General features: G+C 70.0%; 13 protein-coding genes and 1 pseudogene. 5 read left to right on the forward strand and 9 right to left on the reverse strand.

From position 1 onward, the window contains the following. Positions 1-27: 27 nt before the first annotated feature. From treS to P8T65_RS44410, 3 genes are read right to left on the reverse strand one after another with little or no spacing between them, the layout of a single operon-like run. Positions 28-1,746: a maltose alpha-D-glucosyltransferase gene (gene treS / locus P8T65_RS44400; RefSeq protein WP_316731097.1), complete on the reverse strand. Its 1,719-nt coding sequence runs from the start codon at positions 1,744-1,746 to the stop codon at positions 28-30. Beyond that, positions 1,743-3,758: an alpha-1,4-glucan--maltose-1-phosphate maltosyltransferase gene (locus tag P8T65_RS44405; RefSeq protein ID WP_316731098.1), complete on the reverse strand. Its 2,016-nt coding sequence runs from the start codon at positions 3,756-3,758 to the stop codon at positions 1,743-1,745. The genes treS and P8T65_RS44405 overlap by 4 nt, the downstream gene beginning before the upstream one ends. Before the next feature lie 60 nt (positions 3,759-3,818). Continuing rightward, positions 3,819-4,181 carry a DUF5133 domain-containing protein gene (locus P8T65_RS44410; RefSeq protein ID WP_316731099.1) on the reverse strand — a complete coding sequence of 121 codons (363 nt, stop codon included), beginning with the start codon at positions 4,179-4,181 and terminating at the stop codon, positions 3,819-3,821. Between the two features lie 267 nt (positions 4,182-4,448). Between P8T65_RS44410 and P8T65_RS44415 the strand changes: the two genes are divergently transcribed. Continuing rightward, on the forward strand, positions 4,449-4,964 hold the full coding sequence (locus P8T65_RS44415) for a pep a2 (RefSeq protein ID WP_316731100.1): 516 nt from the start codon (positions 4,449-4,451) through the stop codon (positions 4,962-4,964). Further along, positions 4,961-7,087: a glycogen debranching protein GlgX gene (gene glgX, locus P8T65_RS44420; protein ID WP_316731101.1), complete on the forward strand. Its 2,127-nt coding sequence runs from the start codon at positions 4,961-4,963 to the stop codon at positions 7,085-7,087. The genes P8T65_RS44415 and glgX overlap by 4 nt, the downstream gene beginning before the upstream one ends. Before the next feature lie 17 nt (positions 7,088-7,104). Here glgX and P8T65_RS44425 read toward each other — a convergent pair whose 3' ends face one another. The 5 genes from P8T65_RS44425 to P8T65_RS44445 form a co-directional block, all read right to left on the reverse strand. Beyond that, positions 7,105-7,905, reverse strand: a complete 801-nt coding sequence (locus P8T65_RS44425) for a VOC family protein (protein ID WP_316731102.1) — start codon at positions 7,903-7,905, stop codon at positions 7,105-7,107. A 182-nt stretch (positions 7,906-8,087) separates the two neighbouring features. Next, entirely contained in the window at positions 8,088-9,119 is a 1,032-nt protein-coding gene (locus tag P8T65_RS44430) for a LacI family DNA-binding transcriptional regulator (RefSeq protein ID WP_230212511.1), read from the reverse strand. Then, positions 9,116-10,021 carry a carbohydrate ABC transporter permease gene (locus tag P8T65_RS44435; RefSeq protein ID WP_316731103.1) on the reverse strand — a complete coding sequence of 302 codons (906 nt, stop codon included), beginning with the start codon at positions 10,019-10,021 and terminating at the stop codon, positions 9,116-9,118. Before P8T65_RS44435 ends, P8T65_RS44430 begins: the two co-directional genes overlap by 4 nt. After that, on the reverse strand, positions 10,018-10,941 hold the full coding sequence (locus P8T65_RS44440; protein ID WP_316731104.1) for a sugar ABC transporter permease: 924 nt from the start codon (positions 10,939-10,941) through the stop codon (positions 10,018-10,020). Before P8T65_RS44440 ends, P8T65_RS44435 begins: the two co-directional genes overlap by 4 nt. Beyond that, on the reverse strand, positions 10,938-12,260 hold the full coding sequence (locus tag P8T65_RS44445) for an extracellular solute-binding protein (protein WP_316731105.1): 1,323 nt from the start codon (positions 12,258-12,260) through the stop codon (positions 10,938-10,940). The genes P8T65_RS44440 and P8T65_RS44445 overlap by 4 nt, the downstream gene beginning before the upstream one ends. A gap of 209 nt (positions 12,261-12,469) precedes the next feature. On the opposite strand from P8T65_RS44445, the gene P8T65_RS44450 reads away from it, so the two are divergent. Next, a complete protein-coding gene (locus P8T65_RS44450) occupies positions 12,470-14,491 on the forward strand; it encodes a beta-galactosidase (RefSeq protein ID WP_316731106.1) in 2,022 nt (673 codons plus the stop codon). A gap of 217 nt (positions 14,492-14,708) precedes the next feature. Continuing rightward, positions 14,709-16,277 carry an arabinogalactan endo-1,4-beta-galactosidase gene (locus P8T65_RS44455; protein WP_316731108.1) on the forward strand — a complete coding sequence of 523 codons (1,569 nt, stop codon included), beginning with the start codon at positions 14,709-14,711 and terminating at the stop codon, positions 16,275-16,277. A gap of 597 nt (positions 16,278-16,874) precedes the next feature. Here P8T65_RS44455 and P8T65_RS44460 read toward each other — a convergent pair. Beyond that, positions 16,875-17,360: pseudogene (locus P8T65_RS44460) on the reverse strand (hypothetical protein); the annotation flags it as partial. Between the two features lie 113 nt (positions 17,361-17,473). Here P8T65_RS44460 and P8T65_RS44465 point away from each other — a divergent pair. After that, complete coding sequence (locus P8T65_RS44465) at positions 17,474-18,475, forward strand: SMP-30/gluconolactonase/LRE family protein (protein ID WP_316731109.1); 1,002 nt, start codon at positions 17,474-17,476, stop codon at positions 18,473-18,475. Positions 18,476-18,486 lie beyond the last annotated feature (11 nt).

Raw genomic sequence — 18,486 nt, forward strand, 5'->3', positions numbered from 1 at the left:
TGACGCGTCCTTTCGCCGGCCCGCGCTTCAACGCCCTAGGGCAGCGCGGGAGAGGACTCGGGAGAGCCGGAACCAGTAGAAGCCGTGGCCCGCGAGGGTGAGGAGGTAGGGCAGTTCACCGATGGCGGGGAAGCGGACTCCGCCGATGAGCTCGACGGGGTGGCGTCCTTGGTAGGCGCGCAGATCGAGTTCGGTGGGCTGGGCGAAGCGGGAGAAGTTGTTCACGCACAGCACCAGGTCGTCCTTGTACTCGCGGAGGTAGGCGAGCACGGACGGGTTGGAGGAGGGCAGTTCGGTGTAGGTGCCCAGGCCGAACGCCGGGTTCTGCTTGCGGATCTCGATCATCCGGCGGGTCCAGTGCAGCAGCGACGACGGTGAGGACATGGACGCCTCGACGTTGGTGACCTGGTAGCCGTAGACCGGGTCCATGATTGTCGGCAGGTAGAGGCGGCCGGGGTCGCTGGAGGAGAAGCCGGCGTTGCGGTCGGGGGTCCACTGCATGGGGGTGCGGACGGCGTCGCGGTCGCCGAGCCAGATGTTGTCGCCCATGCCGATCTCGTCGCCGTAGTAGAGGATCGGGGAGCCGGGCAGGGAGAGCAGCAGGGCGGTGAAGAGTTCGATCTGGTTGCGGTCGTTGTCCAGCAGGGGCGCCAGGCGGCGGCGGATGCCGATGTTGGCGCGCATGCGCGGGTCCTTGGCGTACTCCGCGTACATGTAGTCGCGTTCCTCGTCGGTGACCATTTCGAGGGTGAGCTCGTCGTGGTTCCGCAGGAAGATGCCCCACTGGCAGTTCGAGGGGATGGCGGGGGTCTTGGCGAGGATTTCCGAGACCGGGTAGCGCGATTCCCGTCGTACGGCCATGAAGATGCGGGGCATGACGGGGAAGTGGAACGCCATGTGGCATTCGTCGCCGCCGCTGGCGAAGTCACCGAAGTAGTCGACGACGTCCTCGGGCCACTGGTTCGCCTCCGCGAGGATGACCGTGTCCGGATACAGTGCGTCGATCTCCCGGCGGACCTGTTTCAGGAACGCGTGGGTGGCCGGGAGGTTCTCGCAGTCGGTCCCTTCCTCCTGGTAGAGGTAGGGGACCGCGTCGAGCCGGAACCCGTCGATGCCGAGATCCAGCCAGAACCGCAGGGCCGCCAGCATTTCCTCCTGCACGGCCGGGTTCTCGTAGTTGAGGTCGGGCTGGTGGGAGAAGAAGCGGTGCCAGAAGTACTGTTTGCGGACGGGGTCGAAGGTCCAGTTGGAGGCTTCGGTGTCGACGAAGATGATGCGGGCGCCGGGGAACTGTTTGTCGTCGTCGGCCCAGACGTAGTAGTCGCCGTAGGGTCCGTCGGGGTCCTTCCTCGATTCCTCGAACCACGGGTGCTGGTCGCTGGTGTGGTTCATGACGAAGTCGATGATGACGCGCATGCCGCGTTGGTGGGCGGCGTCGACGAATTCCACGAAGTCGGCGAGGTCGCCGAATTCGGGGAGGACGGCGGTGTAGTCCGAGACGTCGTAACCGCCGTCGCGCAGGGGGGAGTTGAAGAACGGCGGGAGCCAGATGCAGTCGATGCCCAGCCACTGCAGGTAGTCGAGTTTCGCGGTCAGGCCCTTGAGGTCGCCGATGCCGTCGCCGTCACTGTCCTGGAAGGACCGGACGAGGACCTCGTAGAAGACAGCGCGTTTGAACCAGTCCGGGTCCCGGTCCTTCTGCGGTGTGTCGTCGAAGGTGTCCGGGATGGGTTTGTTCGTGGTCATGGCGTACCTGACCCTCCGATCTGCGACGAGGAGGACGAGCTGTCGGCGGGGAGCGGGACGTGGAGGACGTGCGCGGGCGCCCGCCCGGGCTCCAGGCGCACGTAGTTCGTCCGTCCCCAGTGGTAGGTCTCCCCTGTCAACTCGTCGAGCACCGGCATGCTCTCGCCCATGCCCAGGCCGAGTTCCGCCATGTCGAGTGTGATCGTGGCCTCCTGGGCACGGTGGGGATCGAGGTTGACGACCACCACGACCACGTCCGAACCGGTGCGCTTGCTGTACGCGATCACCGCGTCGTTGTCCGTGTGGTGGAAGCGCAGGTTCCGCAGTCCGTGCAGTGCGGGGTGCCGCCGTCGGATGTGGTTGAGCGCCGTGATGAGGGGCGCGATGGTGCGTCCGTCGCGTTCGGCGGCGTCCCAGTCGCGGGGGCGGAGTTGGTACTTCTCGGAGTCGAGGTACTCCTCGCTGCCTGGCTTCAGGGGGGTGTTCTCGCAGAGCTCGTAGCCGGAGTAGACGCCCCAGGTGGGCGAGAGGGTGGCGGCGAGGACGGCGCGGAGTTCGAAGGCGGGGCGGCCGCCCTCCTGGAGGAAGGCGTGCAGGATGTCGGGGGTGTTGACGAAGAAGTTGGGCCGCATGTAGGCGGCTGCTTCCCCGGCGAGTTCGGCGGCGTACTCGGTGAGCTCCTGTTTGGTGTTGCGCCAGGTGAAGTAGGTGTAGGACTGCTGGAAGCCGGTGGCGGCCAGGGTGTGCATCATCGCGGGGCGGGTGAAGGCCTCGGCCAGGAAGATGACGTCCGGGTCGGTGGCGTTGATCTGGGCGATGACCTGTTCCCAGAAGACGACCGGTTTGGTGTGGGGGTTGTCGACGCGGAAGATGCGTACCCCGTGGTCCATCCAGTGCCGCAGGACACGCGTGGTCTCGGCGATCAGGCCGGGCATGTCGGCGTCGAAGGCGATGGGGTAGATGTCCTGGTACTTCTTGGGCGGGTTCTCGGCGTAGGCGATGGTGCCGTCGGGGCGGTGGTGGAACCACTCGGGGTGTTTGTGGACCCAGGGGTGGTCGGGGGAGCACTGCAGGGCGAGGTCCAGGGCGACTTCCATGCCCAGGGCCCGGGCTTCGGCGACGAAGAAGTCGAAGTCGTCGAGGGTGCCGAGGTCGGGGTGGACGGTGTCGTGGCCGCCTTCGGGGGAGCCGATGGCCCAGGGCACGCCGACGTCGTCGGGGGTGGGGGAGAGGGTGTTGTTGCGGCCTTTGCGGAACGTGGTGCCGATGGGGTGGATGGGTGGGAGGTAGACGACGTCGAAGCCCATGGCGGCGATGGCGGGCAGGCGCCCTGCGGCGGTGCGGAAGGTTCCGTGGGGCTGCTCGGGGGTGCCCTCGGAACGGGGGAAGAACTCGTACCAGGAGCCGAACAGGGCCCGCTCGCGTTCCACCAGCAGGGGCAACGGCTCGGAGGAGGTGACCAGTTCCCGCAAGGGATGCCGGGTCAGGACCTCGTCCACCTCCGGCGCCAACGCCGCAGCCAGCCGGTCGGCGGCCGGCAGGGTGTCGTCGCGGAGCCTGCCGACCACCGCCACCAGGACCGCGTGCAGGTCCGCCTCCGGCACCCCGGCGGCCGCCCGTACGAACAGTTCGGCGCCCTCCTCCAGGACGAGCCCCGTGTCGATGCCGGCCGGGACCTTGACGCGGGCGGTGTGACGCCAGGTGGCGACGGGGTCGCTCCAGGCTTCGACGCGGTACGTCCAGCGGCCCTCACAGGTGGGGGTGACCAAAGCACCCCAGCGGTCGGTGCCGGGGGCCAGCTCGCGCATCGGGGTCCACGGGGCCGGACGGCCCTCGGGGTCCTTGAGCACGACATTGGCGGCCACCACGCCGTGCCCCTCGCGAAACAGCGTCGCGGTGACCTCGAAGGTCTCGCCGACGACTGCCTTCGCGGGACGCCTGCCGCACTCGACGAGCGGGCGGACATCCCTGACGGGGACGCGGCCGACGGCCGGGGCCGGAGTCGGGCTCATGGGTCTCACCTCCGCCGTGCTCGGGGATCGGCGCTGGGCCGAACGGGTGCTCTGCGGGTCCTACCGCCCTGCCGTGGAACGCCGACCGGGCGGCGGACCACCTGTGGCGGAACGGCTCTCGCCGGTCCGGGTCTTGCCGGCCCCTTTACGGGCCCGGTCTTTACGGGGCTTGCCGGCGGCCCCCTGCTCGGGACGGTCGCCCTGCTCCTGGAGACGGGAGGACGGGCTCGTCTGCAGATAGCGCTCGGCGGCCGCCACGGCCTCACGGGCGCAGCGTTTGCCCATGAGGACGCACAGCGTGTAGCCGGAGTCCTCGAAACTGTCCCGGGCCGCGCGGTCGGTCGGGGACGCGAGCATCACGCGTTCCCAGGTGCGGTAGCGCCGCAGATGTCTGGCCACCTCATTTTTGGCGGGCAGCAGCATGTGCTGGTCCCTCCCGGCACTCTCGGCGGAGCACGCTTCCCGGGGGAGGTCGTGCACGGAGGGGCATCGAACCCTCACGGAGCCGATGCCTTCACTCATGGTGCACGCGCAACCACCAGGCGTCTTGTTGGTTCTTCAACAACCTCGGGAGTCGCTCGTGTTGCACGAATGGCGTAGCCCTCCCACCCTGTAGGTGACTCAGAAGTAATCGGTGCTCACGCTTCGTGCATGCACGGAGGGAGCTTCGCCGGTGAGGAGCCCACGACGATGAAGACCGAAGTGCCTCGCTACTACCACCTCGACGTGGAAGTCAGTCCGGAACGGGTCGGGCAGGTCAGCCGCATCCTGGCCGCTCACCTCCGGTTCTGGGACCTGGAGACGCTCGTCCAGCCCGTGTGTCACAGCGCCGAACTCCTCCTGCACGCCATCGAGGAGCACGCGACGGACAAGAACACGTCGATCGAGATGTGGTGGAACGGCCAGCATCTCATCTCGGCCGTGGCCGAGAACGACCGAGAGCTGCGCCCCGACCGGGAGTTGCGCCCCTGCCTGACCCGTATCGCCGCGCTCAGCGACGGCTGGGGCTGCTGTTCCACGGACACCGGCAGCACGGTCATCTGGTTCACCCAACGGGCCCCCGTCGACCAGAGCGTGCCCCTGGTGCCGAGGGCACCCGAGCCGGCCCTGCGCGCGATGCTCCAGGTGCCCCGCGAGCTGCCCGTCGCGACGCTCGCCGGTGCGCCCGGCGGCGCGGCCCCGGACATCCTCGAAGACGCGCGGTGACCGTGCGTCCGGACCGCGAAGGGGTGCCCGTGTGGAGCGGGCACCCCTACCCGCTGGGCGCCTCCTACGACGGCACCGGAACCAACTTCGCCCTCTTCAGCGAGGTCGCCGACGGCGTCGACCTCGTGCTCGTCGACGACGCGGGCCGCCATCGCACCGTTCCGCTCACCGAGGCCGACGGTTTCGTCTGGCACGGCCGGCTCCCCGGCGTCGGACCCGGGCAGCGTTACGGCTACCGGGTGCACGGCCCCTGGGACCCCGCCGCCGGCCACCGCTGCGATCCGGCGAAGCTGCTGCTCGACCCGTACACCACGGCCGTCGACGGACAGGTGGACAACCATCCCTCCCTCCGCGAACCCGGCGCCGACAGCGCCGGGCACACCATGCTCGGCGTCGTCACCGACCCGTTCTTCGACTGGGGGGACGACCGCCCGCCGCGCCGGCCGTACGCCGACACCGTCGTCTACGAGACCCACGTCCGCGGCCTCACCCGCACCCACCCCGACGTTCCCCCCGAACTGCGCGGCACCTACGCGGGGTTGGCCCATCCCGCCGTAGTCGAGCACCTCACCTCGCTGGGCGTGACCGCGATCGAGCTGATGCCGGTCCACCAGTTCGTGCAGGACGGCGTCCTGCAGGACCGGGGCCTCGTCAACTACTGGGGGTACAACACCATCGGCTTCTTCGCGCCCCACAACGCCTACGCCGCCCACGGCGCCCGGGGCCAGCAGGTCACCGAGTTCAAGTCGATGGTCAAGGCCCTGCACGCGGCCGGCCTCGAAGTGATCCTCGACGTGGTCTACAACCACACCGCCGAGGGCAACGAGAAGGGACCCACCCTCTCCTTCCGCGGCATCGACAACAGCTCGTACTACCGCCTCGTGGACGGCGACTGGGCGCACTACTACGACACCACGGGCACCGGGAACAGCCTCCTGATGCGGCACCCGTACGTCCTGCAACTGATCATGGACTCGCTGCGGTACTGGGTCACCGAGATGCATGTCGACGGCTTCCGCTTCGACCTGGCCGCCACGCTGGCCCGGCAGTTCCACGAGGTGGACCGCCTCTCGGCGTTCTTCGACCTGATCCAGCAGGACCCCGTGATCAGCAGGGTCAAGCTCATCGCCGAACCCTGGGACGTCGGCGAGGGCGGCTACCAGGTCGGCAACTTCCCGCCCCTGTGGTCCGAGTGGAACGGCCGATACCGTGACGCCGTACGGGACTTCTGGCGCGGGCGTCCCCATATGCTCGGCGAGTTCGCGTCCCGGCTGACCGGGTCCGCCGACCTGTACGAGCACAGCCGGCGCCGCCCGCGCGCCAGTGTCAACTTCGTCACCGCGCACGACGGTTTCACCCTGCGCGACCTGGTCTCCTACGACGACAAGCACAACGAGGCCAACGGTGAGGGCAACCGGGACGGCGAGAGCGTCAACCGCTCCTGGAACTGCGGCGCGGAAGGACCCACCAGGGACCCCCGGGTCCTCGCCCTGCGGGCCCGGCAGCAACGCAACCTGCTGGCCACCCTGCTGCTGTCCCAGGGCATCCCGATGATCTGCCACGGCGACGAGTCGGGCCGCACCCAGCGCGGCAACAGCAACGCCTACTGCCAGGACAACGAGGTCTCCTGGCTCGACTGGCGGCTCGACGACGAACGGCGCGCGCTGCTCGCGTTCACCCGCGACCTGATCGCCCTGCGCGCGGCGCACCCGGTGCTGCGCCGCCGCCGCTTCTTCCGGGGCGACACCCCGACCCGCGCGGACCAGCCGCTGCCCGACCTGGTGTGGCTGCGGCCGGACGCCCACGAGATGACCGACGCCGACTGGGACCGCTCCGACGCGCACGCCGTGGCCGTGTTCCTCAACGGCGACGCCATCGCCGAACGCGACCACCGGGGCAACCCCGTCGTCGACGACTCCTTCCTGCTGCTGCTCAACAGCCACTGGGAGCCACGGGTCTTCAGGCTCCCCGGCGCCGCGTACGGCGAGCGCTGGACGACCCGGGTCGACACGACCGCGGAACCCGACGGCGTCCCGGACGAGTCGGAGCACAAGGCGGGCGCCGAGATCACCTTGGAGGCGCGGGGGCTGATGCTGCTCTCCAGGCCCTGCCGGGCCCGCTGAATCCTCGGCCGTCCCGGTCAGCGTTCGCCGCGCGACGTGATGGTGAACTGGGCGCCGTCGGGGTCGCGGAGGACCGCCTCGTGCGCGTCCTGGGTGAGGATCGTGCCGCCGTGGTGCTGGGCGGCCTCGACACGGGCCGCCACGTCGGAGACGGAGAAGTGGACCTGCCAGTGCGGGCGGATCGTGGGGTCGGGGGCGGCCTCCAGAGCGCCGGAGGTGATCCGGGCGACCACCTCGCCCTCGCTGCGCAGGACGACCTCGTTCGCCTCGTAGCGCACCTCGCAGCAGCCGGGCTTCTCGGTGGCCCACTCCAGGACCTCGCCGTAGAAGATCGCCGCGTCGAAGGCGTCCCGGGTGTGCAGCCGAATGAAGGCCGGGGCGGCCTTGCGCCAGGTCTCCCAGTCGGTGAACAGTGCGCCCTCCCAGATCCCGAAGGAGGCGCCGTGCCGGTCCGCCAACAGGGCGGCGCGTCCGGGGGGGAAGGAGAGGGGGCCGACCGCGACCGTGCCGCCGCGCTCCCTGGCCCGGGACGCGGCCGCGTCGGCGTCCGACACGGCGAAGTACGGGGTCCAGGCCACTGCCATCTGCCACAGGGAGGCCACCCCGGCGATCCCGGCGACCGGCACACCGTCGGCGAGCGCGATCCGGAAGTGGTCGCCGAGCTTGGCCGTACGCCACTGCCAGCCGAGCACGGCGGCGTAGAAGTCCTCCGTGGCCGGCAGGTCCCGGCTGGTGAGGCTCACCCAGCAGGGCGCGCCGAAGACGGAATGGCTGGAGACGATGTTCTCGTCGTCCCGGTGATCGCTGTCGCTGTTCATGGCAGTCGTGTCCTGGTCTCGTCCGTCGGCGCAACCCGGCCGCACTCCAGTGTCCAACCGGATCCGGGGCCGGTGCGCGTCGAGTACCCCGAGACGGGCTTCCGACCCCGGTCACAGCGCGATCTTCGGACGGCCGTTCGGGTGGTGACTGGGAGTCCCGGGTTCTTACCGGGCGTCGCAGCTCACGTCGACTCCCGCCGCACCAGCTCCGTCGGCAGGATCACGGCGGCCGGGGCCTCGCCGCCGATCTGCGCCAGCAGGACCCGCACCATCTCGTTGCTGATCCGGTCGTAGGGCTGGCGGATGGTGGTGAGAGCGGGGACGGATTCCGTCGCCGCGGCCGAGTCGTCGAAGCCGCCCACGGACACGTCCTCGGGGACCCGGCGGCCCGCCCGGCGCAGCGCCGTGAGGGCGCCCTGCGCCATCAGGTCGGAGGCCACGAACACGGCGTCCATGTCGGGGGCCCGCTCCAGCAGCAGGTCGGTGCCCGCCTCGCCACTGGCGCGGCTGTAGTCGCCGGAGGTGACGAGCCGCTCGTCGATCGCGACGCCCGCCTCGGTGAGCACCTCCTTGTAGCCGGCGAGGCGGTCGACACCGCCGGGTGAGTCCAGCGGACCGGTCACGACCCCGATCCGCCGACGGCCCAGCGACAGCAGATGGCGCACCATGTCACGGGCGCCGTCGCGGTCGTCGGCGGCCACGTAACTCACCTTCGAGCCGGGAGTCATGGGCTTTCCGCACTGGACGAGGGGGATGCCCGCCTCGCGGAGCTCCTGGGCGACCGGGTCCGCGGAGTGGCTGGACACCACCAGCACACCGTCGACGTGGCCCGCCGTGATGTACCGCGTGATCCGCCGCCGCTCGTCCTCCGTGCCCGCCACCATCAGCAGCAGCGGGATGTCGTGCGCGGCCAGCGCCTGGGTGCAACACCGCAACAGGACATTGAAGTTGGGGTCCTCGAAGAGCTTCTCCTGCGGTTCCGTCAGCAGGAAGCCGATCGAGTCGGAACGGCCCGTGATCAGCGAGCGGGCGTGCCGGTTCACCACGTAACCCGTCTTGCGGATCGCCGCGTTGACCGCCTCGGCCGCCGTCGGGCTGACGTAGTGACCGCCGTTGAGCACGCGCGAGACGGTTCCCCGGGAGACTCCCGCCTCGCGCGCCACGTCGTGAATGGTCGGCGGTCTGCGCCTGCCCCCCGTGTTGCTCATGGTCATGACTTTACGGCTCCGGAGAGCAGATCGAGGCTCCAGAACCGCTGGATGACCAGGAAGAGCGCGATCAGCGGGATCACCGCGAGCAGCGCGCCCGTGATCACCAGGGTGTACAGCGCCGGAGTGTTGGAGCCCTGTTCGAGGAGGGTGAACAGGCCCAGGGTGATCGGGAACTTCTCGTCGTCGCTGAGCATGATGTACGGCAGCAGGAAGTTGTTCCAGACGGCCACGAACTGGAACAGGAAGACCGTCACCAGACCCGGCACCATCATCGGCAGCGCGATCCGGGTGAAGATCCGCCACTCGCTCGCCCCGTCCATCCGCCCGGCCTCCACCACGTCGGCGGGGACGGCGGCCGCGGCGTAGATCCGGGACAGATAGACGCCGTAGGGGGAGAGGACCAGCGGCAGCAGCACCGACCAGTAGCTGTCCGCCAGGTCCGCCTTCGCCATCAGCAGGTACTGCGGGATCGCCAGGATCACCGGCGGCATCAGCACGCCCGCCATCAGCACGTTGAAGACGGTCTCGCGGCCCTTGAAGCGGTAGATCGCCAGTGCGTAGCCGCTGATCGCGGAGACGGCGGTGGACAGCAGGGCGCCGACGCCCGCGTACAGCGCGGAGTTGCCCATCCACGTCCAGTACACGCCGTCACGGTAGGCGTTCAGGTCGGACAGGTTGTCCGCGAAGCCGGTGCCCGGCAGGAAGGTGAACGTGCTGAACAGCTCGCTGCCCGACTTGGTGGCCGCGATCAGCACCCAGGCGACAGGCAGCAGACAGTAGATCGCGCCCAGCAACAGGGTGAGCGTCGGGACGAGCGCGATCCGGCGGCGCAGCGGCGGGCCCTGGGCGGTGCCGGGGGTGGTGCCAGCCGCCGGGGCGGCCTTGGGTACGGCAAGAGAACTCATCGTGCTGCCTCCTGCTTGCTACGGGAGTTCGCGGCCTTCAGGAAGCCGAAGGAGAGGACGAGCGTCGCCACGGCGATGATCACGGCACCCGCGGCCGCCGAGTGGATGTCGCCCTCGCCGAACGCGTCCCGGTACACCTTCATCAGCGGACTCCACGTCGTGGAGACCGAGTTGGTGAGCGGCTTGAGGGTGGTGGGCTCGCTGAACACCTGGAGCGTGGCGATGATCGAGAAGAAGAAGGTCAGCACCAGCGAGGGCGCCACCATCGGGATCTTGATCCGCAGCGCGATCTGCAGCGGTGACGCGCCGTCCAGCTTGGCCGCCTCGTACACCTCGGCGGGGATCGCCTGCAGCGAGGTGTAGACGACGATCATGTTGAAGCCGGTGCCGCCCCAGATCGCGATGTTCGACAGCGCCGCGTACAGGCCGCCGCCGTCCAGCAGGTCCGGCTGCGGCAGGCCCAGCCGCTCCAGCACGAAGGAGAAGGGGCTGACGTCCGGGAGGTAGAGGAAGCCCCAGAGCAGGGCCGCCACGACACCGGGGATGGCGTACGGCAGGAAGATCGCCAGCCGGGTGAAGGGGGCCATCCGCACCTTGTCGCTGTCGAGCATCAGGGCGAGTACCAGTGCCAGACCGAGCATGACCGGGACGACGATCGCGCCGTAGCCGAGGACGCGCAGGGCGCCGTCCAGCAGTTCGGAGTCGGTCAGCGCGTCGGTGTAGTTCTCCAGGCCCGCCCACACCTCGCTGCGCGCGCCCGAGCCGAGGCCGAGCCCCTTGACCTGCACCTTGTGCAGACTGAGCCAGACCGCGTAGCCGATGGGCAGCGCGAAGAAGAGGGCGAACAGGATCGTCGCGGGGAGGAGGAAGGCATACGGGGCCCCCTTGACCCCGTACGACCTCCGGCGTGCCGTCGTCACTGAGCGACCTCGAAGCCCTGCTTCTTCATGTCGGCGACCGTGTCGTCCTGCATCGTCTTCAGGGCGGCACCGAAGTCCGACTTGTTCTTCGCGGCGGCGCCGAACGCGTCCTTGAAGGTGGTGTAGGCGACGTTCACGTTCGGGCCCCACGCGGACGGCGCGGTGGTCTTCGCGATCTCGGAGGCCACGGTGTAGAAGTCGGCCTGGTTGGAGAAGAAGGCCGGCGGCTGGGCGAACGCGTCACTGGTCTGCGCGGTGGTGGCGGCCGGGTAGATGCCGCCCTCCTTGGCCAGCGCGGTCAGGGCCTCGGGGTCCGTGTTCAGCCAGGTGGCGAACTTCGCGGCGGCACCCTTGTTCTTCGAGTCCGTGGTGACGGCGGTCGAGGAGCCGCCCCAGCTGCCGGTGGTGTTCTCGGAGGCCGACCACTGGGGCAGCGGCGCCACCTTCCACTTGCCCTCGGTGTCGGGCGCGGCGGTGGTCAGTGTGCCCGGAGCCCACACGGCGCTGACCCAGGCGATCTGCTTGCCGGTGTTCAGGGCCTTGTTCCAGGCCGGGGTGTACATCGGCTGGTTGTCGATGGCGCCCTCCTCGACCAGCCCGCCCCAGAAGTCGGCGACGCGCCGGGTGGCCGCGTCGTCGATGCCGACCTTCCACCTCTGGCCCTCGGTGGTCCACCACTTCGCGCCCGCCTGCTGGGCGAGACCGGCGAAGAGACCGGAGTCGTTCGCGGAGAAGGTGGTGAGGTCGACGTCCGGGTCCGCCTTCTTCAGCTTGCGCGCGGTCTCGGCGAACTCGTCCCAGGTCTTCGGGACGGTCAGGGCGTGCTTCTCGAAGAGGTCCTCGCGGTAGTAGAACATCATCGGCCCGATGTCCTGGGGTATCGCGTAGACGGCGTCCGTGCCCAGTGTGGTCTGCTGCCAGACACCGTCGGCGAACTTGCCCTTCGCGTCGCCCGCCTCGCCCGCGATGTCGGCGACGGCGTCATTGCTGACCAGGGTCGGCAGCGCCTGGTACTCGGCCTGCACCAGGTCCGGGCCCTTGCCCGCCTTGTGCGCGGTGAGGATCTTGGTGACGAGGGTGTCGCCGGAAGCCTGCTTCTTCGCCGTGACGGTGATCTGCTGCTCCTTGCCGGGACCCTTGTTCCAGAGGTCGACAACCTTGTCCATGCCCGGCGTCCAGGTCCAGTACGTCAGCTTGGCGGGCCCCGACTGAGCCTCGCTGTCGTCGGCGGACCCGCCGCAGGCGGCGAGTGTGGTGGCGCCGAGCGTGACGGCGACGGCGGTGGCCACAAAGCGCCGGTGCTTCGTGATGTTGGGCATGGATCGTTCTCCCCTGACCTGGGTCCTCGTCTGCTGCGAGGACCATGCCATGCTCTGTGAGCGTTCACAGACAGTGCGTCTGTGAGCGTTCACAGTAGAGAAACATCCCGGACACTTGTCAATGGTTGTTGCTGTGCGGTTATGTGGGGCCCCGCACCGCGTCGCTGTGTGTGCACGTTCCCAAATGATCGATAAAACGGGAGAGATCCATGCCGGAGACCACCCCCACGGGCCTGACCGGGCTCGCCTTCGGTGGGGACTACAACCCCGAGCAGTGGCCGGAAACCGTCTGGCACGAGGACGTCCGGCTGATGCGCGAGGCCGGCGTCACGATGGTCAGCGTCGGCATCTTCTCCTGGGCTCTGCTGGAGACCTCTCGGGGCACCTACGACTTCGCGTGGCTCGACCGTCTGCTCGACCTGCTCCACGACAACGGCATCCGCGTCGACCTCGGCACCCCCACGGTCGTACCGCCGGTCTGGTTCTACCGCGAGCATCCCGAGGCGCTGCCCGTGGCCGCCGACGGCACCCGCTACGAGTTCGGCTCGCGCGGCGCCATCTGCCACAGCAACACCGACTACCGGGCCGCCGCCGCGAACATCACCACGAAGCTCGCCGAGCGCTACGCCGACCACCCGGCGCTCGCCCTGTGGCACGTCCACAACGAGTACGGCGTCCCCGTCTCCGCCTGCTACTGCGACTCCTGCGCCGCACACTTCCGCCGCTGGCTGGAGCGGACGTACGGCGACGTCGCGGCGGTCAACGAGGCCTGGGGCACCGCCTTCTGGGGCCAGCACTACACCGACTTCGCGCAGATCAACCCGCCGCGCACGACCCCCACGGTCGGCAACCCCGGGCAGGCCCTCGACTACAAGCGGTTCGCCGACGAGACCATCCGCGAGAACTTCGTCGCCGAGCGGGACATCCTGCACCGCCTCGCCCCCGGCATCCCGGTCACCACCAACTTCATGACCGCGCTCAGCCAGTGCGACTCCCTGGACTACTGGGCCTGGGGCCGTGAGGTCGACCTCGTCACCAACGACCACTACCTGATCACCGACGGCCGCCGCACCCATGTCAACCTCGCGATGGCCGCCGACCTCACCCGCTCGGTCGGCGGCGGCGCCCCCTGGCTGCTCCTGGAGCACTCCACCTCGGGCGTCAACTGGCAGGCCCGCAACCCCGCCAAGGCCCCCGGCCAGATGGCCCGCAACTCCCTCGCCCACGTGGCACGCGGCTCCGAGGGCGCCATGTTCTTCCAGTGGCGGCAGTCCCGGCGCGGCGCCGAGAAGTTCCACTCGGCGATGCTGCCGCAGGCCGGCACCGAGTCGCGCGTGTGGCGCGAGGTCGTCGAACTGGGCGCGTCGCTGGACTCGTTGAGCCAGATCAGGGGCAGCCGGACCGTCGCCGACGTGGCTGTCGTGTGGGACTGGCACTCCTGGTGGGCGCAGAACCTCGCCTGGCGCCCCAGCGAGGACCACGAGGCCCGCGAACGCGCCGACGCCTTCTACGAGGCCCTCTACGACCGCCACCTCACGGTCGACTTCGCCCACCCGGAAGCCGACTTGTCGGCCTATCCCCTTGTCGTCGTTCCCGCGCTGTACCTGATGACGCGAGCGGCGGGGGACAACCTCAAGGCGTACGTCGAGAACGGCGGCACCCTCGTCGTCTCCTACTTCTCCGGGATCGTCGACGAGCACGACGCCGTCCACGAGGGCCCCTACCCCGGCGCCCTGCGGGACGTACTCGGCCTGACCGTCGAGGAGTTCTCGCCCCTGCTCGGCGGCGAGAGCGTCCGCGTCACAGGCCCCGACGGCTCCGAACTGACCGGCGACGTGTGGACCGAGATCGTGGTGCCGCGCGGCGCCGAGTCCGTGTGGACCTACGCCGACGGACTCGCCGCCGACCAACCCGCCGTCACCCGGCACCGGCTCTGCGAGGGCTCCGCCTGGTACGTCTCCACCCGCCTCGACGCACACGGCCTCGACGCGCTCCTCGGCTGGGCCGCCGACGACGCGGGCATCGCCCCCCGCGCCGACCTGCCGCGCGACGTCGAAGTGGTGCGCCGCGCGGGGGAGTCGGGCGACTTCCTCTTCGCGATCAACCACACCGCGCTCGACGCGAAGGTGCCACTGGACACGGCCGGCACCGAACTCCTCACCGGCGAACGCACGGCGGGCCGCCTCGCCGTACCCGCCGGCGGCGTCAGGGTCGTACGCCTCGACCCCTGACCAGCAGATGTGGGCGGCGGCCCGTCACCGAGCCGCACGGGTGACGGTCGCCGCTCCCTGCCCGGGGGGCGTTTCCCGGCCCCGGGTCATCCCCGACCCCGACCGGATCTCTGGGGACATCCGGTCGGTCCGGGCGGCGCCGCGCCCAGGGCCTTCGGGCGCGGCGCCGCCACAGCACCGCATCACCCGGCTCCCCACCTCCGTCGAAGGGACGACGATGTTCCACGCGAGACGTGCCCTCAGGGCCCTGCTCATACCGCTGTTCGCGGGCCTTGCGCTCACCACCGTGCCCGCCGGCCCGGCACACGCCGCCTCCACGCTCACCAACGGGGGCTTCGAGTCCGACGGCACCGGGACCGCGACGCCGGCCGGCTGGTCGACGTACTCGGCGGGCGGGCAGAACGCCGCCTCCTTCACCGAGTCCGGCGGCCACGGCGGCAGTCACCGCCTCACCCACTGGTCGTCCTCCGCCTACAAGGTGGAGACGTACCAGTACCTGTCCGGCCTGACCAACGGGAACTACAAGCTCACCGCGTGGGTGCGCTCCGGCGGCGGCCAGAACTCCGCGTACCTCGCGCTGAAGAACTGCGGCAGCGCCGAGCAGCGCACCGACATCCCGGTCTCCGCCAGTGGGTGGATCCGGATCGTCACCTCGATCGCGGTCACCAACAACCAGTGCACCATCAGCGTCAACTCCGACGCCCGTGCCGGGAACTGGATCAACGTCGACGACCTGACCTTCGCGTCCGGGACGACGGGCGTGCCCGTCAAGGGCTCCGACGTGTCCTCGCTCGTCAAGAGCGAGGCCAAGGGCGGCGTCTACAGGAACAGCTCCGGCGCCACCGGCGACGCCCTCGCCATCCTCAAGGGCGCCGGACAGAACTACGCACGCCTCAAGGTCTGGGTGAACCCCGCCGACGGCTACAACAACAAGACCCGTGTGCTCGCCGCCGCCAAGCGCGTCAAGGCGCAGGGCATGAAGCTCCTGGTCGACTTCCACTACTCGGACACCTGGGCCGACCCGGGCGCCCAGACCGTGCCGTCCGCGTGGACCGGTCACTCGTACAGCGAGCTGCGGACGGACGTCTACAACCACACCTACGACGTCCTCAACGCCCTCAAGGCGCAGGGCACCACCGCCGACATGGTCCAGGTCGGCAACGAGATCAACGGCGGCATGCTGTGGTCGGCGGGCTCCACCTCCAACTGGTCGCAGCTCGCCGGACTGCTCAACTCCGGCTACGACGCGGTCAAGGCGGTCAACTCCTCCACCCAGGTGGCGCTGCACCTCGCCAAGGGCGGGGACCTGTCCGGCACCCGCTGGTGGTTCGACAACGCCGTCTCCCAGGGTGTGAAGTTCGATGTCATCGGCCTGTCGTACTACGGCTACTGGCACGGCACGCTCGCCGACTTCCAGACCACGCTGGACGACGCGGCGTCCCGCTACGCCAAGCCGGTGTTCGTCGCCGAGACGGCGTACCCGTTCCGGCTGGACAGCGAGGACGCGCACGAGAACATCATCGACCTGAGCAGCGAACTCGTGTCCGGCTACCCGGCCACCACCGCCGGTCAGACCCGGTGGATGAAGGACATCGCGAGCATCGTCGAGGCCGTCCCGAACGGCCGTGGTCTCGGGATCTTCTACTGGGAGTCGACGTGGACCGCGGTCAACGGCAACGGCTGGGACCCGACGGACGCGGCCTCCGGGAACGGGTGGGAGAACCAGGCGCTGTTCGGGTACGACGACAGGCTGCTGCCGGCGGCGGCGTGGTTCAGCCACCGGTGAGTACGGGCGACGGGTCCGTGGTGACAACGCGGGCCGGTGGGGGCCGGTCGCGCAGCTGCCCGCGCTCCTGAAGGGGCGTGTCGGAGGGGCCGTACGTTTCGACGTGCGGCCTCTTTGGCCGTTCAGCCGCCGAGGAACGCGTGCAGTGAGGCGGTCATGGCCGTGACGAAGGTGTCCCGGACCCGCTCGGGGAGGCGGTCCAGGGTGAGGTAGGGGTTGCCAACTGCTTGCCGGGGAGTGTGTACGAGGGTGGATTAGCTCGATCGTGTGGTGATCGGCTTCCGGGCTTTCGGGGGTGTGGGCTGTTCGGGCTACGGTGAGCGGGCGATCTGGGACACCGGGAACGGAGCCGGCGTGCGGAGCCCCCTTTCCTCCGGAGAGAAGGTCGGGGGCCTCTCCGTCGCCTTCTGTCCGTACCCACCTGGCCAGGTCGTGAGGGAACCGGCCTCCCGGGATCGGACCACGTACAGGATGCGTGTCGCCGCCCCGGGGCTGAGTACGCCGGGGACCAGTACGCCCAAGACCGTTCGGGGCGTGCGGCTGGGCGGACTCACTCATGCTCAGTCCCCAGGAACGGTTGAGGTCCTCCAGTTCGACCAGGAGGACGTCGCCCCAGGTCAGGCCCGTCAGCTCGGGGCCGGTCAGGAAGCGCAGGCCGAGGGAGTCCGCGCCGGCCTTCGGCTTCACCGCGTACGAGGCGGACTTCGGCAGCCGCGTGAGGTCCTCGGGCCGGTCGACGGTGGGGATGACCGGGTACCCGGCGCCGGTGAGGTCCAGCAGGTACTGCTTGCCGACCATGTCGGCGCGGCCGGTCGGTGGGTTGTAGACGCGGGTGCCGAGCGCCGTCGCCCGCTCGCGGAAGGCGTCGTACGCCTCCTGGTGGTGCAGGACGGGCCCGCTGTTGCGGACCACGACCGCGTCGAAGCCCTCCATCAGAGCCACCGTGTCCAGGGGGTGGCACAGGGCGATGTCGAACTCCGCGCGCAGCCGGGAGGTGAGGAAGATGTCCTCGTCGCAGTACCGCCGCCCCCGGGCCGGATAGGCGAGGTCGGTGACGTACAGCAGGCGGGGGCGGCCGGGCACGGCGGTCTCCCTGGTAGGCGACGGCCAACCTAACCCGAGTGGCCTGTGGGGCGGCTCGGCCCCTGCCAGGATGGAGCGGCGCGGGCGATCGGGCGGACCTTCGGGAGGCGGACATGACGGGCAGCACGGTTTCACGGGGCGCCGCACTGGTACCGGAGGCGTTCGTCGGGATCGGCGGGCGCGGGCCCGAGGACGTGGTCGCCGACGGACGTGGGCGGGTGCTGACCGGTGTCGAGGACGGCCGGGTCCTGCGGGTGGACGGGCTCGCGGAGCCGGGGCGGGCCCGGGTCGAGACGCTCGCCGAGACCGGCGGCAGGCCCCTCGGTCTCGAACTCCTCGCGGACGGCGACCTGTTGGTGTGCGACGCCGAGCGGGGGCTGCTGCGGGTGGGGACCGGCGACGGCACGGTGCGGGTGCTCGCCGACGAGGTGCGCGGCGAGCGGCTGCGGTTCTGCAGCAATGCCGTGGCGCTTGCCGACGGGACGGTCTTCTTCACGGTCTCCAGCCGCCGATACCCCCTCCACCACTGGATCGGCGACATCGTCGAGCACACCGGTACCGGGCGGCTGCTGCGTCTCGCGCCGGGGGCGGGGGAACCCGAAGTCGTCCTGGAGGGGCTCCAGTTCGCCAACGGCCTCGCACCTTCCGCCGACGAGTCCTTCCTCGTGGTCGCCGAGACGGGCGCCCGCCGCCTGACCCGCGTCCACCTCACGGGGGCTGGGGCCGGCACGAGCGAGCCCTTCGTCGAGGACCTGCCGGGCACGCCCGACAACATGTGGCGCGACCCCGGGAGCGGACTGCTGTGGGTGGCGCTGGCCGGACCGCGCATCGGCGCCCTCGACCGGCTGCACCGCGCGAGTCCGGCCGTGCGCGGCGCCGCGAGCCGGGTGGCGGTCCGGGCGCCGTTCCGGCCCCTCGGGTTCGCCGGGGTCGTCGCGGTCGACGACGAGGGACACGTGGTCCACACCCTCGTCGACCGCCGTTCCCACTACCGCATGGTCACGAGCGCGTGCGTGACCGGGGGGCGACTGATCCTCGGAAGTCTGTGGGAACGGGGCATCGCGGTGTGCGAGCTGCCGGGGGAGGCGGGCCGAGGACGGCCCGAGGCCGGGTAGGGGCGGCGCGT

The sequence above is a fragment of the Streptomyces sp. 11x1 genome (assembly GCF_032598905.1).
Lineage (GTDB): Bacteria > Actinomycetota > Actinomycetes > Streptomycetales > Streptomycetaceae > Streptomyces.

What these genes read in the sequence shown, in the direction of transcription:
- P8T65_RS44455 (WP_316731108.1), top strand. Translation starts at nt 14,709, where the DNA reads ATGTTCCACGCGAGACGTGCCCTCAGGGCCCTGCTCATACCGCTGTTC.
- P8T65_RS44415 (WP_316731100.1), top strand. Translation starts at nt 4,449, where the DNA reads ATGAAGACCGAAGTGCCTCGCTACTACCACCTCGACGTGGAAGTCAGT.
- P8T65_RS44410 (WP_316731099.1), bottom strand. Translation starts at nt 4,181, where the DNA reads ATGCTGCTGCCCGCCAAAAATGAGGTGGCCAGACATCTGCGGCGCTAC.
- treS (WP_316731097.1), bottom strand. Translation starts at nt 1,746, where the DNA reads ATGACCACGAACAAACCCATCCCGGACACCTTCGACGACACACCGCAG.
- P8T65_RS44450 (WP_316731106.1), top strand. Translation starts at nt 12,470, where the DNA reads ATGCCGGAGACCACCCCCACGGGCCTGACCGGGCTCGCCTTCGGTGGG.
- P8T65_RS44435 (WP_316731103.1), bottom strand. Translation starts at nt 10,021, where the DNA reads ATGAGTTCTCTTGCCGTACCCAAGGCCGCCCCGGCGGCTGGCACCACC.
- P8T65_RS44430 (WP_230212511.1), bottom strand. Translation starts at nt 9,119, where the DNA reads ATGACCATGAGCAACACGGGGGGCAGGCGCAGACCGCCGACCATTCAC.
- P8T65_RS44425 (WP_316731102.1), bottom strand. Translation starts at nt 7,905, where the DNA reads ATGAACAGCGACAGCGATCACCGGGACGACGAGAACATCGTCTCCAGC.
- P8T65_RS44405 (WP_316731098.1), bottom strand. Translation starts at nt 3,758, where the DNA reads ATGAGCCCGACTCCGGCCCCGGCCGTCGGCCGCGTCCCCGTCAGGGAT.
- P8T65_RS44465 (WP_316731109.1), top strand. Translation starts at nt 17,474, where the DNA reads ATGACGGGCAGCACGGTTTCACGGGGCGCCGCACTGGTACCGGAGGCG.
- P8T65_RS44445 (WP_316731105.1), bottom strand. Translation starts at nt 12,260, where the DNA reads ATGCCCAACATCACGAAGCACCGGCGCTTTGTGGCCACCGCCGTCGCC.